General features: G+C 30.4%; 21 protein-coding genes. 19 read left to right on the forward strand and 2 right to left on the reverse strand.

Annotated features, from left to right (window positions below):
* Positions 1 to 25 precede the first annotated feature (25 nt).
* A complete protein-coding gene (locus tag DK508_RS14035) occupies positions 26 to 505 on the forward strand; it encodes a DinB family protein (RefSeq protein ID WP_109301424.1) in 480 nt (159 codons plus the stop codon).
* The gene (locus DK508_RS14040) at positions 502 to 1,131 is read left to right on the forward strand and encodes a hypothetical protein (RefSeq protein ID WP_109301425.1); all 630 of its coding nucleotides are present in this window, start codon (positions 502 to 504) and stop codon (positions 1,129 to 1,131) included. Before DK508_RS14035 ends, DK508_RS14040 begins: the two co-directional genes overlap by 4 nt.
* A 126-nt stretch (positions 1,132 to 1,257) precedes the next feature.
* On the opposite strand, the gene DK508_RS14045 is transcribed toward DK508_RS14040, so the two are convergent.
* Positions 1,258 to 1,686, reverse strand: a complete 429-nt coding sequence (locus DK508_RS14045) for a hypothetical protein (protein ID WP_109301427.1) — start codon at positions 1,684 to 1,686, stop codon at positions 1,258 to 1,260.
* A 154-nt stretch (positions 1,687 to 1,840) separates the two neighbouring features.
* On the opposite strand from DK508_RS14045, the gene DK508_RS14050 reads away from it, so the two are divergent.
* The 11 genes from DK508_RS14050 (at position 1,841) to DK508_RS14100 (ending at position 10,223) form a co-directional block, all read left to right on the forward strand.
* Positions 1,841 to 2,170 carry a helix-turn-helix transcriptional regulator gene (locus DK508_RS14050; protein ID WP_109301429.1) on the forward strand — a complete coding sequence of 110 codons (330 nt, stop codon included), beginning with the start codon at positions 1,841 to 1,843 and terminating at the stop codon, positions 2,168 to 2,170.
* Positions 2,163 to 2,612, forward strand: a complete 450-nt coding sequence (locus DK508_RS14055) for an SRPBCC domain-containing protein (protein WP_109301430.1) — start codon at positions 2,163 to 2,165, stop codon at positions 2,610 to 2,612. The genes DK508_RS14050 and DK508_RS14055 overlap by 8 nt, the downstream gene beginning before the upstream one ends.
* A 99-nt stretch (positions 2,613 to 2,711) precedes the next feature.
* Positions 2,712 to 3,536, forward strand: coding sequence for an AraC family transcriptional regulator (locus DK508_RS14060; RefSeq protein WP_109301431.1), 825 nt, complete (start codon positions 2,712 to 2,714; stop codon positions 3,534 to 3,536).
* Between the two features lie 109 nt (positions 3,537 to 3,645).
* Positions 3,646 to 4,188 carry a carboxymuconolactone decarboxylase family protein gene (locus DK508_RS14065; RefSeq protein WP_109301432.1) on the forward strand — a complete coding sequence of 181 codons (543 nt, stop codon included), beginning with the start codon at positions 3,646 to 3,648 and terminating at the stop codon, positions 4,186 to 4,188.
* A gap of 107 nt (positions 4,189 to 4,295) precedes the next feature.
* On the forward strand, positions 4,296 to 5,018 hold the full coding sequence (locus DK508_RS14070) for an isochorismatase family protein (RefSeq protein WP_109301433.1): 723 nt from the start codon (positions 4,296 to 4,298) through the stop codon (positions 5,016 to 5,018).
* A gap of 324 nt (positions 5,019 to 5,342) precedes the next feature.
* Positions 5,343 to 6,197 carry a helix-turn-helix transcriptional regulator gene (locus DK508_RS14075; RefSeq protein WP_109301434.1) on the forward strand — a complete coding sequence of 285 codons (855 nt, stop codon included), beginning with the start codon at positions 5,343 to 5,345 and terminating at the stop codon, positions 6,195 to 6,197.
* Between the two features lie 157 nt (positions 6,198 to 6,354).
* Positions 6,355 to 6,849, forward strand: coding sequence for a DUF1772 domain-containing protein (locus DK508_RS14080; protein WP_109301435.1), 495 nt, complete (start codon positions 6,355 to 6,357; stop codon positions 6,847 to 6,849).
* Between the two features lie 97 nt (positions 6,850 to 6,946).
* Positions 6,947 to 7,792 carry an NmrA family NAD(P)-binding protein gene (locus DK508_RS14085; RefSeq protein ID WP_109301436.1) on the forward strand — a complete coding sequence of 282 codons (846 nt, stop codon included), beginning with the start codon at positions 6,947 to 6,949 and terminating at the stop codon, positions 7,790 to 7,792.
* Between the two features lie 189 nt (positions 7,793 to 7,981).
* Positions 7,982 to 8,479, forward strand: a complete 498-nt coding sequence (locus DK508_RS14090; RefSeq protein ID WP_160114719.1) for an RDD family protein — start codon at positions 7,982 to 7,984, stop codon at positions 8,477 to 8,479.
* Positions 8,480 to 8,481: 2 nt separating this feature from the next.
* Positions 8,482 to 8,748 (forward strand): hypothetical protein, encoded by a 267-nt coding sequence (locus tag DK508_RS14095; protein ID WP_109301438.1) that lies wholly within the window; start codon positions 8,482 to 8,484, stop codon positions 8,746 to 8,748.
* Positions 8,749 to 8,783: 35 nt separating this feature from the next.
* Positions 8,784 to 10,223 (forward strand): S41 family peptidase, encoded by a 1,440-nt coding sequence (locus DK508_RS14100; protein ID WP_109301439.1) that lies wholly within the window; start codon positions 8,784 to 8,786, stop codon positions 10,221 to 10,223.
* A 26-nt stretch (positions 10,224 to 10,249) separates the two neighbouring features.
* On the opposite strand, the gene DK508_RS14105 is transcribed toward DK508_RS14100, so the two are convergent.
* The gene (locus DK508_RS14105; protein WP_109301440.1) at positions 10,250 to 11,050 is read right to left on the reverse strand and encodes a DNA alkylation repair protein; all 801 of its coding nucleotides are present in this window, start codon (positions 11,048 to 11,050) and stop codon (positions 10,250 to 10,252) included.
* 74 nt (positions 11,051 to 11,124) lie between these two features.
* On the opposite strand from DK508_RS14105, the gene DK508_RS14110 reads away from it, so the two are divergent.
* The 6 genes from DK508_RS14110 to DK508_RS14135 all read left to right on the forward strand — a co-directional run bounded on the left by DK508_RS14110 (position 11,125) and on the right by DK508_RS14135 (position 16,113).
* Positions 11,125 to 12,039 (forward strand): leucine-rich repeat domain-containing protein, encoded by a 915-nt coding sequence (locus DK508_RS14110; RefSeq protein WP_109301441.1) that lies wholly within the window; start codon positions 11,125 to 11,127, stop codon positions 12,037 to 12,039.
* A gap of 123 nt (positions 12,040 to 12,162) precedes the next feature.
* Positions 12,163 to 13,362 (forward strand): DUF418 domain-containing protein, encoded by a 1,200-nt coding sequence (locus DK508_RS14115; RefSeq protein ID WP_109301442.1) that lies wholly within the window; start codon positions 12,163 to 12,165, stop codon positions 13,360 to 13,362.
* A gap of 175 nt (positions 13,363 to 13,537) precedes the next feature.
* The gene (locus tag DK508_RS14120) at positions 13,538 to 13,969 is read left to right on the forward strand and encodes a hypothetical protein (protein ID WP_109301443.1); all 432 of its coding nucleotides are present in this window, start codon (positions 13,538 to 13,540) and stop codon (positions 13,967 to 13,969) included.
* A 256-nt stretch (positions 13,970 to 14,225) separates the two neighbouring features.
* Positions 14,226 to 14,510: a hypothetical protein gene (locus DK508_RS14125; protein WP_109301444.1), complete on the forward strand. Its 285-nt coding sequence runs from the start codon at positions 14,226 to 14,228 to the stop codon at positions 14,508 to 14,510.
* Positions 14,511 to 14,807: 297 nt separating this feature from the next.
* Positions 14,808 to 15,161, forward strand: coding sequence for a hypothetical protein (locus DK508_RS14130; RefSeq protein WP_109301445.1), 354 nt, complete (start codon positions 14,808 to 14,810; stop codon positions 15,159 to 15,161).
* A 259-nt stretch (positions 15,162 to 15,420) separates the two neighbouring features.
* Entirely contained in the window at positions 15,421 to 16,113 is a 693-nt protein-coding gene (locus DK508_RS14135; RefSeq protein ID WP_109301446.1) for a nitroreductase family protein, read from the forward strand.
* The last annotated feature ends 87 nt before the right edge of the window (positions 16,114 to 16,200 follow it).

Consider the following 16,200-nt stretch of genomic DNA (forward strand, 5'->3'; position numbering starts at 1 on the left):
AGTAACATCTAATCAAACTTGAAAAATGAACAGGAGTGAATTTATTGCAAATAGATTACAAGAAGTATTACTAAATGGACGTTGGGTTGCTAATACCAACATAAAAGAACAAGTAGAAAGTGTAACCTGGAATCAGGCTATTCAAAAAGTTGAATCTCTAAATACAATAGCAGCACTAACCTTTCATATCAATTATTATCTAGGTGGATTAATAAATGTATTCGATGGTGGAGAACTCGAGATTAGAGACAAATTCAGCTTTGACATGCCTCCAATAAATTCAGAAACAGATTGGAAAAATCTAGTTGCCGATTTTTTATTTAACTCCGAAAAATTTGTTCAATATGTTCAAAAAATGCCTGACTCGAAATTTGATGAGCCATTCGTTGATAAAAAGTATGGAACATATTTAAGAAATATTGAAGGGATTATAGAACATAGCTATTATCATCTCGGGCAAATATCACTTATAAAAAAAATGATCAAATCGAAAGTTAAAAAATGAAATTAAAGCCTGTTGAAAAAATCATAAAAACATTACTTCTTAGCACATCACTAATAACATTTATGGGATGCGCTTCTTTTAAGGAGAAATATAGTGTTGATAAAAATATTGGATTAACTAAAAATAACATACAATTAATAAACAAAAACTTTGCTATTACCGCTTCAAAAGAGGTCCGGAAATATCAAGATTATAACCTGGAAATAATAGAAAATGACACTGTATTTAATCTCTTTGCTCGTTTAAAAATTATTGATACTACTTTTAGAAAAGAGATAGCTAAGTATAGGAATAATTACGTTGTTAATCTTAGGGTAAAAGAAAAAAATACTCTTGTATGTTCGTTAATTAAAAACACTAAAATAGTCGATAGCACTTCTCTACGCTACAAGTTAAAAAATGGATACCTCTACATAAAAAATTCTAATGTTACCATTAATGATATACCACTAATATATGGAGGTTTTGAAATTGATAGATTAAGATTGGGCATTAATAAAAATGGGGATTTAATTACAGATTCTTCTCATTATTTTATAGCCACAGCCATGATTGTACTTGGTGATGACAGAAAATTCTATAGTAGTTCATTATATAAACAAATAATAAAACCAACCTCTGATTAGTCACTTTATCATGATGTCTTTGTTCGACTTAGATTCATATATTTGAATCAAGAACAATTCAACTTATTAAAAAAAGGTGATATATATTATGGGAATAACATTAGAATATTGGAATACTTTGGCTAATCAAACAATTTTGATTAGTGCTCTATTAAGTGGTTTTTCTATTGCTATAGTGGCCAATATATTAGTTTCAGATAAAAATGATAAACTAATAAACAGGATTTTAAAACTCGGAACTATATCTGCAGGATGTTTTCTTGTTTCTGTTTTTGCGATGACACAAATTTCAATGATAACGACTCCAGGAGGGTACATAAAAAACGTGACTATCAACGATTTTTTAATACCACGAATAATAGGCCTGTTTACTTTTATGATTGGACTTTTGGCTTTATCAGCCATTATATCATTATCCGGCTGGGTAAAATCTAAAAGAACAGGAATCTTTACAAGTACCATTGGTATATTGACACTTATATTGATTTTGTTAACGATGGTTAGGGTAAACTTATAGGCAGTAAAAAAAGTATGGGGTTTTTCTAATGACTCCATTTTTCATTTTTGGAGTTTCAAGAATCCAATTATACTCCTCCTGTCATTATAATTCTTATCGTTAGCATATTTCTAATCAATTAAAAAAGTAAAAAATATTTGCGTAACTGAATAGTTACATTTATATTTGTAACCAATTGGTTACATTAAAATTATGAGAAGAGATGTTTTTCAGGCCATTGCCGACCCTGTGCGAAGGGATATAATTCAATTAATATCAAAAGAATCTTTAACGATTAATGATGTAGCCGAAGAATTTGATATCAGTAGACCTGCAATATCAAAACACATTAAAATACTTAATGAATGCGGCATAATTGAAATTTATCAAAAAGGAAGAGAACGGTTTTGTAAAATTCAACCACAAAATTTATTACCTGCATTTTTGTGGATAGAACAATACAAGAAGTTATGGGAAGATAAAATCGATTCCTTCGAAAATTACCTAATAGAATTACAATCAAAAAATAAAAAAAATGGATAAATCAAACAGAACAATAACGATTAACCGAACATTTAACGCACCAATAGAACTGGTTTGGGAGGCATGGACAAAAGCTGAGCATATTGTTAAATGGTGGAATCCTCAAGGCTCGAATACAAAAATAATAGCGCACACTTTTAAAGTTGGTGGTAAATGGAAATATGCAATGCCAATGCCCAATGGGCAAGATTTTATTGCCGAAGGAGAATACATTGAAATCGTCGAACTAGAAAAAATTCTTTCGCTTGCAAATTTTAGGCCCATGACAGAAGGAGTTGAAATAGAATCATTGTTCAAAAAAAAAGGAGATAAAACCGACTTTACGTTCAATGTCATTCATCCAACTGAAGCATACAAAATAGAACAAGAAAAAATGGGCATTTTAAATGGTTGGGGTTCTGTATTTAATAGATTAGATGAATTTCTAAAACAACAGTTGTAGTGCCACCAATTGATCACGGTAAAAAAACTAGTAACTTTGGTTTTATAATAATTCGCTTTTACCCAAAAGTATTATTAAGAGTATACCAAAATAAAACCAATGATCTATAAAGGAAAGTCACTAGAATATTTACAGTTAGAAAAAATTCATAGTAATAATTGTTATTCTCAAACAGAAACACTCGAAAATCCTTTGACATTTCTTTGGTTTGAAACAAATAACAATAGTATTACTATTGACAATATCGAAATTAACCCTTTGGCTAATCAAATTATTTGTTTAACAGAGTTTCATAAAGTAGATATTTCAAAGGTTTGTAATGCAAAAATGCTTAGATTTAATAGACCTTTTTATTGCGTAGTTGATCACGACAGTGAAGTAGGCTGTAAAGGAATATTGTTTTTTGGAGCTTCTCAATTACCAATATTTTCCATACCTAATGAAGAATTAGAGACATTCCAAACCGTCTGGAAAATGTTCGAAATAGAAATACAGTCAAATGATGAATTACAACAAGAAATGTTGCAGTCTATGTTAAAACGTTTTATTATTCTTTGTACACGTATCTACAAGTCTTCTCATAATTATGATAAGCTAGAAAATAATAAAACAGATATCATAAGAGAATATAATTTTTTGGTAGAACAGCATTTTAAAACCAATCATACGGTAGCTGAGTATGCCGCGATGTTGCACAAATCTCCCAAAACTCTTTCAAATTTATTTTCAAAACTATCTCATAAATCACCTTTGCAATATATTCAAGATAGAAAAATGCTTGAAGCAAGAAGGTTATTGACCTATACCAGTAAAAGTATAAAAGAAATTGCCTATGAAATAGGTTTTGAGGATTTACAGACTTTTGGGAGATTCTTCAAAAAAAAACAAGGAATATCTCCTACAGAATTTAAAGAAAAAAAATAAAGGGAAGAATTACATACTCTTGAGGTATTGTTGTCTACCCAACTGCTCCATTATCGTTGCAACTTTGTATTGTTAAAATTAATTAATAATAATTTAAAATATAAAGACTATGACAACGACAACAAATTTTACAGTTCCAACAAAAGGAGAAGTTTCTGAAAATAATCAAACTATTTTTGATAACCTTCAAAATGCCCTAGGTTTTGTACCTAATATATATGCGGCAATGGCTCATTCTAATGATGCTTTAAAAAACTACCTAGAATTTTCTAATGCCAAAACTTCCTTTTCTAAAAAAGAAAAAGAAGTAATCGATTTGGCTGTAAGTCAAGTTAATGATTGTAGATATTGCCAATCAGCCCATACAGCTATAAGTAAAATGAACGGTTTTAATGATGATCAAATCATTGAACTAAGATCAGGGAAAGCAAGTTGGGATCATAAATATGATACGTTAGCTAGTATTTCAAAATCCATCGCAATATCCAGAGGAAAAATCAGTGAAGAAGAAACTGCAAAATTCTATGAAGTAGGATATACAAAAGAGAATTTGGTAGACTTGGTAATGGCTATTGGTATTATAACCATTACAAATTTATTTCATAACATCACCCAAGTTGATATTGATTTCCCTGTGGCACCAAAATTATAATCAATAGGCAAAATTGCATATATGTAAGGAAATTAAGTCTATCTATTCCCTCCTTTGCATTCGCATTTTTGTAATACAAATTAGTAATAACTTCAAAATTAGAAAAAATGAAAAATTTAAAATTAGTAGTAGTTGCAATGGTATTTGCAATAACAAATCAAACATTTGCACAACTCCCTGTACCAGGTTTTACTTTTGATGATAAAACTGCAATCGTAATAACGGATCCTCAAAATGACTTTTTAAGCGAAAAAGGTGTTGCATGGGGAGCAGTTGGAGAAAGTGTTGTGGCAAATAAAACAAGAGAGAATTTAGAAAAGATATTTAATATGGCCGCTGAGAAGAACATTACAGTTTTTGTTTCTCCTCACTATTATTATCCTCATGATCACCAGTGGAAATTTGAAGGTACTCTAGAAGTACTTATGCATAACATTAAAATGTTTGATAGAACAGATGCGTTAAGCTTAGAAAAATTTGAAGGATCAGGTGCAGATTGGTTACCTAGGTATAAAAAATATATTGATGGTAAAAATGTGATAGTAACATCACCTCATAAAGTTTACGGCCCAGAGAGTAATGATTTGTCTCTACAGTTAAGAAAAGCTGGTTTCGACAAAGTAGTACTAGCTGGGATGTCGGGTAATCTTTGTGTTGAATCGCATTTAAGAGAACTTTTGGAAGATGGTTTTGAAGTAGCTGTTGTTAATGATGCTACCGCCTCTGCAATACTACCAGGATTAAACGGTGCAGAGTCGGCTTTGGTAAACTATACAATGTTATCTAGTAAAGTATACAATACTGAAGAATTTATTAATTCTATAAAATAACTAGAATATCAAAATATAACAAGCCGCTATAGTTAAAAATATCTATAGCGGTTTGTTCTTTTGTACAAACCAAAAAAAGAAATATCTAAAATGATCGTATAGATTTTTAAAATTTCAATGATAAATTATAGAACAACTTATTGCATAAAATACAGAGTTCAACTATAAAAATTAACAAGTACGTATAAGTTATATTAAATTTCAAATCGGTTCTGCCTTACATCAAAAATGTAGTATCTTTTTGTACCTTACATTTTTCAGGTATTAGATTATTAATTTTGAAAATCATTACAAAAGTGTAATCTATTAACACAACCGTGTTTTATGACTCGAGATTTTATCCATATCAATGACTTTATCATTTTGGTAGAAGAAGCTAGTGCAACTACTCCCGAAATTGATGCTTGTTGCTTTGAAGAACCGTTGATTGCTATAGCTTTTTATGGTTCTGGAAATGTAGATTTAGCGGTTAAGTATGATCAAAAAAAGAAAAAGTTTCATTACACCAAAGGACTTGCACTCTCGTTTTATGCTAATGAAAAGGTAGAATTTGAACATACCGTTTCGCCAAACAAAAACCTAGAATGTATTGTAGTAGCTACTGCATTGCGAAACCTTAATCAATTACCCAATCAGGAAGGAGAAATTTTTAAGGATTTACTTAAAGAATTAGTCAACCCAAAAGATCACTATGTAGAAGGGGCTAGTTTCTTTATGACCCCAGAGATGGTACGCATTGTTGATGCTATTTTTGCAAACCAATATTCTGGAAAGACTAAGATGATGTTTTTTCGTAGTCAAATTACAGCTTTACTTTCTCATTTTTTTGGGCAATTAGCTATATTACATGATACCGATACAAAACCTCATCATAGAGACAAACTTAACGAAGTCAAGGAAATCTTATTAGCTAACTTAGAAAACCCTCCTTCTCTTACCGAACTTTCTAAACAAATTGGTCTTAACACAACCAAATTAAAAAAAGAATTTAAAGCTGTTTTCGGGGTTCCTGTATTCAAATACCTTCAGAATGAGCGATTATCATCGGCACACAAACTAATACGCGAAAAAGAAGCTACTGTACAAGAAGCAGCTTGGCAAGTAGGCTACGATAGCCTTAGTTCTTTCTCTAATGCTTTCGCAAAAAAATTTGGGTACAGGCCTAGCCAAATCAAATAACGCACTTTTCGAACAAATCGAACTTCTTCTCGAATAAATGATTCGGGTTACTATACCGCACCTTTGTTTCATCAAATTATAAACTTTATAAATGGATAACTTCCCTAGTAAAATTCATAATTATGAATAGGGATTATTTCCATCAAAATTATACACTATGGAACTCTCAATTAAATCTTGGGTGCTTTTTACGAGTATCTTGTGTACAGGTCTAACCGCTGGTTTATGTTTCACTTGGTCAAATTCTATAACACCTGGTATAGGAAGATTGAATGATCTTGCATTTTTACAATCATTTCAAGCAATGAATCGGGTCATTATCAATCCTAGTTTTTTAATCGTATTTTTTAGCCCCATCCTATTACTTTTTCTAAACACTTATTTTTTTAGAACAACTAATTCCATCACATTTTGGTCATATCTAATAGCGGCTATTATCTTTTTTGTTGGTGTAGGTTTGATTACAGTAGTTAAGAATATTCCCCTCAACGAAATCTTGGATCCTATATCTCTTGAAACACTCACTGCAATAGAGTTAAAAGATTTACGTGAAATTTTCGAAAAACCCTGGAACCGCTGGCACACATATCGAACAATTACCTCCTTTACAGCATTTGCATTACTCTTAAATGGATTAATTTTTTCAAAATAACAATTAACTAACGATCATACTTTTTCAAAAAGATAAAACTCAAAAGCTTCAATTCTTTGAAGCACAATAAATACTATTAACTAAAACATAAATAAAAATGAAATCAGAAAACATTTTAGTACTTGGAGGAACTGGAAAGACAGGAAGAAAAATTGTCGACCTCCTTGGTAAAACAAATCATAATGTACATATAGGGTCCAGATCTGCTAAGCCATCATTTGATTGGCATCAACCCGAAAACTGGTCGCACTCCCTAGTTGGCATGGACAAGGTTTACATTACATATCAACCCGATCTAGCAGTTCCTGGAGCATTGGATGCTATCGAACGATTAACCAAAGAAGCCCAAAAAGCTGCTGTCAAAAAATTAGTACTCCTTTCTGGCAAAGGTGAAAAAGAAGCTCAATTATGCGAGCAGGTGGTCATTCATTCTGGAATTGATTACACGATTGTAAGAGCTAGCTGGTTCAACCAAAATTTTAGTGAAAACTTTTTGCTAGATTCAATTTTAGATGGTTTTGTTGCGCTCCCACAAGCCGAAGTACAAATCCCTTTTGTAGACACAAATGATATTGCACAAGTAGCCGTAAGAGCGCTTTTGGGAAATGAACATAATGGGAAAATCTATGAACTTACCGGTCCCGAAACAATTACATTTAAACAAGCGGTTACTATCATTGCAGAAGTCACTAATCGTGCTATAACTTTTGTACCTATAAGCATTCAAGAATATATTGAAGGTATGAGAAGAATAGATCTTCCCGAAGATTTTATATGGCTTATTGAGTATTTATTTACTGAAGTTTTGGGCAACCCTAATAATTCAGAGATTACCAATGATATCGAAAAAATACTCAACAAAAAACCAATTAGTTTTAAAGAGTATGCCCAAAAAGCCGCAATTGTAGGAGCTTGGAATATTCCTATTAAACAACATAGTTAAACAATCTCCTTAAAGTTAGTTTATCTTGTGTAATTTCAATTTATATAAAATGAGCGCAAACCTTTTGTTTGCGCTTTTTCATTATCTTTCGGCTAATCTAAAAAGTATAATTTCTAAACCTTTTACTTTTATCACCTACAAAACTATTGTTAGTAATCATATCAAACTATGAAGCACTTTTTAAAAAGAATGACAGCATACTTAATTGACTGTATTATATGCTATTCTTTGGTAATGTTAGTCATACAATGGGCTATTTTAAGTAACATTAGAGAATCATTAGGAATAACCGAAGAATGGTTTAAAAGCAGTCTCAATATGGAATTGTATGTTCTAATTTCAATTTCAATTCCTGTTTGGGCGTATTTTGTTTATTTTGATAGTAACAAGACAAAAGGAACTTTCGGAAAAAGAATATTGAAACTTTCCGTTCGTGATCAAGAAAATAAAACGATGAGTTTAAGTAAATCTTTTCAAAGGACTATTTTAAAATTAGCTCCTTGGGAAATAGCGCACCTAGGCGTAATATTTCCTACTCCTATATATTTCGAAAATGAACCTGATATTAGAATATTGACTATTGTTGGAATTTTATTATTCTCAATCTATATGATAAGTATAGTGTTCAATACAAATGGACAATCGTTGTACGATAAATTAATTGGAACAAAAGTAATTGAAAAATAATAATGGAAAAAGACGATTTAAAAAGTAAAACTAATGAGAGATTAAACTCAGAGTTAAAAGGGCTTAAAGTAATAACAGGAGCATTAGTTGTAGTTCTTTCATTATTATTTGCGATAACTATATATGGGGTATTAACCAAAGAAGATAATACAGTATTTATTGCTCTGATGGCGGTTGCAATTTCTTTAAGCGCTATGATTCCTATTAATTATGCAAAAATTAAGGGAATTAATAAAGAATTAAAACTGAGAAAAAACAACCAAGGTTAACCATAAACATCGTCCATTGAAAAACGAAAAATCTTATGAATAAATTAATCTTAATTTTCTTTATTTCTTTCTTCATAATTTCTTGTCAACAAAATAAAAAGAAACTCCTCGAACCTCAAAAAATTAGTCTGAATGGAAATTGGGAATATAATGGATTTGGCAAAGCTATTACGATCAGTGATAGCATAATTAAAAGCTACCATATTTCGTCTGCTGGTAATGTTTCTCTATCAGATAATAACTCAAAAGAGTATTTTGATTATTACACAATCGATACACTATCAAAAGACACCATACTTTTAAAAGATGGAGTAAAAATCTTTAAACTTTATCGAAGTAACAAGGATTTTAATCAAAAGATAAATGTCAATTTAGCAAACGATCCAAAATATAATTTTGAAGTTTTGTGGACTACTTTTAATGAACAGTATTGTTATTTCAAAGAGAGGAACGTGAATTGGGAGACTCTTTATAAAAAATACGAACCACAAATCGATTCTGGAACAAAACCTATAGAATTATATCTAATATTTGAGAAAATGCTAGAAGAAATAAACGATTCTCATATCTCTATTGATGTCCCAGATGATTTAAAGGAAGACTACAAGTCGGCAAAAAACAATGTAGCCTCTGAAAATCAAAATGAAAACAATGGTGCATTAGAAAACAAGGTTAAATCGAACATTATTGAACAATACCTAGAAGAACCAAAAAGCTTTAATAAAGGCTCTCTCACCTATGGGAAAATAAATAATGATATCGGTTATCTACAAATACAAAATATGGTAGCCATGGCTCATTATAATATTCCGGATAGTTTATCGAATAAAAAATTCTGGGATAAATGGTGGGGCAATCTAAATGAAGCAAAAAACTATCATGATGATGTAAGAGAAGGTACTCGTTTGATGATGGATTCAATTATTGATGATATTGGTGATGTAAAAGCATTTATTATTGACTTACGATTTAATGGTGGTGGTTTTGATGATGCATCTGTTGAAATTTTAAATCATTTCGTATCTACTAATACTGACTTTGCAACAAAAAAAGTGCGTTTAGGTAATGGATTTACCGAAAAACAGATAATGTCATTGTATCCATCCAAAAACACATTTAATGGAAAAACATATGTTTTAACCAGTCACCAAACTGCAAGTGCAGCTGAAGTATTTGTTTTGGGTGCAAAAAAATTGTCGAATGTAAAAACTATTGGCTCTACAACAGAAGGTGTTTTTTCTGACATTCTTAGAAAAAAATTACCCAATGGATGGACTTACGGATTATCCAATATGATTTATGAAACTATGGCCGGTATTAGTTATGAAAATGTGGGTATCGAACCAGATCACACATTAAACTATCCCAAAGATTCCAAAGAATTTTATGAATACCTTTATGAAGATCTAAAGGATGGAGATGAAGCCATAGAAAGGGTAATTTCTGAAATAAAAACAATTAATAATGATATTTAAATACCCTATTAAGTCAAAGAATAAAGTTATTTATTGATTGTACGCATCGCCCTTTTAATAATATAAGTAGTCTCTTTTGTTGGTGATTCGTTTTTCCACTTATTACAAACAGATTGCACCCATTCTGGTTGTGATTTACTGGCATCATTAAGCCAATTACCAACCGAATCTCGAACATATTTAGATGCATCTGATTTTAGCGGTGTTATAAGCTGTAAACCTTTTGATGGGTCATCTTGAAAAGCAGATATCTTTTTTGTCCATACCCCTACAGGTCTTAAAGCTTCTACAACATAACGTCGTATATTTTCATCAACATCGCCAGTCCACTTTGATAATATAAGTATCGCTGTGTCTAAATCCTCGATCATTCGTTCTTTACTTGCAAAAATCACAACTTCGCGAACACCAAAATGTGTATCGGCAATATAAGGTTTCATTACATTTAACAAGTCAGGAACAGTATCTTGTTGTGTGCTTTGAGCCCAACAGGACCAACAGCGAACTATATCTGAGGTATGTGTTTTTAAGGTATTATAAATAGTGGCATCGGTGGTAAGCAAACCAAAAGTTTCTCCTATAATTTTGGTGTTACTATTCGATGTTGGTTTTTTTTGTGCATTTACGGCTATTTCAAAATCAGAAAACCATTCGTTTTTATCAATTTCTTTGAGTATTATTTTTAATAAAACTAATTGATCAGTGGCTAACCACTCCATTAGATTTTTAGTTTCAATTATACCTTTATTAAGATACTCAATAACTTCTGCATTAATATCTTTTAAACTTCTAGCGCCTTTTCGGTTGACTATATGTTCTGGTATCATAATCTATCTTTTATATTTTGTAAATTACCTTGCCACAATTTAAACATAAACGCTATATATAAAATTTGAAAAACATGAAATTGTTTAAATTCTTACTATTTCTATTATTTCCTATCATATGCATCAGTCAAAATAAAAAGCATTCATCACTTCGAGACGCTCTCAATAGTCAAGAAGAAATAAAGTGGTTAGAATTACCTTGCAAAGAAGTAACTCATTTATCTAAACAAACTGATAATCTAAAAAACCTAGAATTACTATATATAACTGGATGTGAATTAAAGGGAATTCCCTCTGGGATTTCAAATTTACAAAGATTAACCTTATTAAATCTACAAGGAAACAATATAAGTTTCCTTGGAAAGGAAATGCAAAAACTTACCCAATTAAAAGTTCTTAATTTACGTAATAACGACTTCGAAAAACTACCCGAAGTATGCGTTCAATTACCAAAACTTAGAGAAATCGACTTGGCCAATAACCCAAAACTGGACATGAAACAAACGAGTGAGGTTTTATCCCAAATTGAAAATTTAGATTTCATTTACCTGAGTAATAATGAACTCACCGAACTCCCAGAAGAGCTATCAAATATTAGTAAATTAAAAGAACTTCATTTAGATAATAATCCAGAATTAAATTTTAAGCAAGCATTTTTTGTTCTTTCCAAAATCCAAAACTTACGAATTTTGGTCTTGTCGAACAATACATTAACTGCATTACCTAAAAATGTAACTTCATTAAAACAAATTGAAGGATTTGTCCTTGATAATAATCCTAATATTTCTTTAAAACACTTAGGAAATCATTTACAAAGTATTCCTAATGTAAAGGTTCTATTGCTTAGGAATAATAAACTAGAACGTTTACCAGATCATTTGATTGGTTTTTCAAATCTAAAACTACTAGAGTTAAGCAATAATCAATTTTCTGAACAAGAAAAACTCAGAATCAAGAATGAATTACCCAAAACCAAAATCATTTTTTAATACAAAATAAGAGATTTACTGCCCGTGCTAAATATTTATATTTGCCAAATGCCAATTTAAATACTTTAGTAATAATTTAGCTTACATCATATAAACTACCCTCGGGAATAAAAAAACCATACATTGAATAAACAACCAATTAAAGGCAAAAAACGAATTGATGTATTAGATGTCTTCCGTGGGTTTGCAATTCTTGGAATTTTTGTTGTCAATATTGTAATCATGCATTCAACATTTCTTAATCAAGATGAATTTGCAAAGCAATGGACTTCAAATATAGACCAGATTTCTCAAAAAATATTACAACTTTTCTTTTACACCAAGTTCTTTCCTATCTTCTCTTTACTTTTTGGTTTAGGGATTTCTATGCAAGCATTAAAAATGCTTAATAAAAATAACCTTTCATTTTCATTTTTTGCAAGGCGTATGTTGATACTGTTTCTTTTTGGAGTTTTTCATATTGTATTTTTATGGTCTGGAGATGTCCTAAATCTTTATGCAATACTGGGACTCTTAACTACCTTGATGATAAAAAAATCAAACCAACTAATTCTATCTCTGTCCATAATTTTCTTCTTCTTTCCTTTTTACGATCAACTTCTAGAATACACATTCAATCTTTTAAATTATAAGCCCGAAATTTATTTGAGTACTCATACAGGAGAGACAATCAATCAAGTCATAACAAATGGAAGTTATCTAGATGGCATACAACTTAGATTGTTAGAGTACCTTTCCAACATACCTATGTTATTTGGTTTTTTGGCGCCAATAGCTATCTCAATGTTTCTACTTGGGCTTTATCTTGGTAAAAACAAAATTTATAATTCGTTGGATATATTTATTCAAAAAATTAAAAAACCAGTATTAATCATTGCTATAGCAACCAATATATATAGAGTTTTATTTTTATTTGTAATTCCAAAGTATGAAATATATTCTACGGATACTTTTAGATCAATATTTATCAAATTAATGATTCTTTCGGATACTGCAATGGGATTATTTTATTTATGGTTGATCGGTTGGCTTTGGTATAACTCAAAATTTAAAGCTGTTTTGTCTCCTCTTAAATATGCAGGTAGAATGGCTCTAACGAACTACATTATGCAGAGTCTTATCGGTTTAGTTTTATTTTCTTCTATTGGCTTTAAGCTTTATGAAACACTAAGCCCTTCTGCGACTTTGCTAACCGCTATTGTAGTTTTTATTTTTCAGGTAATTATAAGCAAAATTTGGTTAACATATTACCAATATGGGCCTTTGGAATGGGTTTGGCGATGCTTAACGTATAAAGAATTATTAAAGATCAAAAAACGGTAGTCTTCAAGGCACTTAAAAATAATTTATCTCTAGGATAGTAATCCGAAAAAAGAATATTGATAAAGCATAGGTTTTAACTTTTAAAAATATGGTAATAGGTAACATTTTACTACTATGTGAACATAGATACAAAGATCAAAGACAATAGTGTCTATTTAAAAAATCAAAAATTAATATGAATCGTATAATTATTTTAACCGTACTTATATTAAGTTCAATTACTTCATTTGGTCAAGAAGAGTATGATGAAGGAAAACAAATCGAAAAAATCAATACTATTTTATCTTCTAGTATTGGTAAAACAAAATATAGGTTTTCAATATCCGGAGATGATTTAGTAGTTTCTAGTAATGGTAGTCAGATTTTTCCGATCAGTAAAATTTCAACAAAAAAAATAAAGTTTAAGAAAAAAGGAGAAGTAAAGTTCAATGGTAGAAAAGGTATTTCTTATCATGTTTATTTAAATCCAAATGAGAAAGGGCTTTTTGTTTATAATTCAATATTTAAAAAACAGAAGAAATTTCTAGTATTCTTTTTTAGTCACGAAAAAACAGAAGTTGCTGAAGAATTGAAAAAAGTAATTATTGATGTAATCAATAAGCACTGAGTATTAACTACATTAAAAAAAGGTGACATCTTAATGATTCGTGACAGAATATTTAAAAACAGATATGGAGACGTAAGTGGTTTACACTTGCGTTTTTTTATTATATTTACTACACCTCATAAGACACTAATATTCAATGCCCTAATTTAACTTATAAATGATTTTGGGTATAATGATAGTCATTCTAAATATGCTGTTGTGTCGTTTATTTGTTCCCCTTTTAATAGAACTTAGTATGAAGACTTAAGAAAAGATAATGACTTTACATCCACAGGGAAAGCAAGGGGTAAACATTCTAAAAAGAAGATACGATCAGATAAAATCTTTTATTCTAGCAACAATAATAGATCGCCAAGAAATCTCATATGAAGATTTAACAGATTTAGCAATTAACAAACTCACAGATACATTTGACGGAAAAGTAGTTTGGTATATTGTGACGGTCAAACTTGACTTAGAAGCCAGAAAAATAATTGAACGAATACCAAAAACAAGCCCGCATCGATTACGAATTAAAAATAATCAAGAAGTAATACCTTAATACAAAAAACTTGTTCGAATTGATAATTCATACTACAACCTTAAGATTTCCAGAATTGTATGTGGTTTGAATAAATTAAAGCCTACACCCTCTACTCGCCATTCCTTCATTTTATTACATCATTATTTAGAAATTAATTAGAGTGCATTACAAATTTAAAAAGTACAACTCTTAGTCCTTTTTTTGTAGCATTAAAATGTGAACTCTAACCCATCTTTGCAACATAATAATTAGTAAACATTTATTGAGTAACACTCAAAATTAGTTAACCAAATAATCATCTATAAATTTAAAATTATGAAATTTGTTACAAAGAGAATACACGCATTTTTAGATTATCCAGTCGCCATTGCATTAATAATACTTCCTTTCTTAATTGGTTTGGGAAGTTCAAATCCAATAGCTTTACAGTTATCTGTGGTTACAGGGATTGCAGCTTTTATTTTAACGTTATTAACCGATCATCATTTAGGCGCTTTCAGAGTTGTACCCTACAAATTCCACTTAACAGTTGATTTTTTAGTGGCAGTAGTATTTTTAATTGCTCCATTTATTTTTTCTTTTGAAGGGATCGACGCATATTACTATTGGATTAATGGCGCTGCTGTGTTTATAGTAGTAAGCTTACACAAACCTGAAGTAATTGCTTAATTCCCCAGTAAATTAGTTTTTTACTGCATCAAGGATAGAGCTAATAGCGATATGAATTTTAATTCATATCGCTATTGTTTTTTATTTTGTAAATTACTTAACCTTAAAAGAAGTAAAAAATTACCCCAAAAGTTGCTTTATAAAAAATCGACAAAAATATACTAAAACAACATTTTGAAATGCGAATTAAAACAAACCCACAAACAAAATACGGGTCTATACAATCTAGTGCCTATTAGTAAGATTATAAACATTAATTATGTATAACAAAGAAAAAATAGTTGTTAACGGATTTGAACATATAGGTTATGAACCAGAAACCTATACCGAAGAAGAAATGATAAGCCGTAGTGCTTCTTTTTATAACTGGTTAGACAAGCGTCGATCGGTTAGAGAGTTTTCTGATAAACCTGTTCCAAAAGAAATTATAGAAAATTTAATTCTCTCTGCCTCCACGGCTCCTTCTGGCGCCCATAAACAACCTTGGACCTTCTGTGCCATATCAAATGCAAAACTAAAATCCAAAATTAGAGTCGCAGCAGAAGTTGAAGAAAAATTAGGTTATGAAAGCCGAATGAGTGACCGTTGGAAAAAAGATTTAACTCATTTGGGAACAGATATGCATAAGCCTTTTATAGAGACTGCACCTTGGATTATTGTAGCTTTTAAAAGAGTATACGAATTTGATCAAGATGGTACCAAACATAATAACTACTATGTAAATGAATCTGTAGGGATTGCCTGCGGAATGTTTATTTCTGCTATCCATAATGCTGGATTAGTAACACTAACACATACTCCCAGTCCAATGAATTTTCTTGCTCAATTACTAGGCAGACCATCAAATGAAAGGGCTTATATATTATTCCCTGTGGGATACGCAAAAAAACAAACCTTTGTACCAAAACTCGATCGGAAAAAAATAGAAGAAGTATCTCTTTTTTTTGAATAACACAAATACTAAAATAGAAATATATTCTGATTACTAATAGTATTTTAAATACATTAGATTAATGAAACGTTACACACAAATTCTGTA

The organism is Aquimarina sp. AU474, assembly GCF_900312815.1.
Classification (GTDB): domain Bacteria; phylum Bacteroidota; class Bacteroidia; order Flavobacteriales; family Flavobacteriaceae; genus Aquimarina.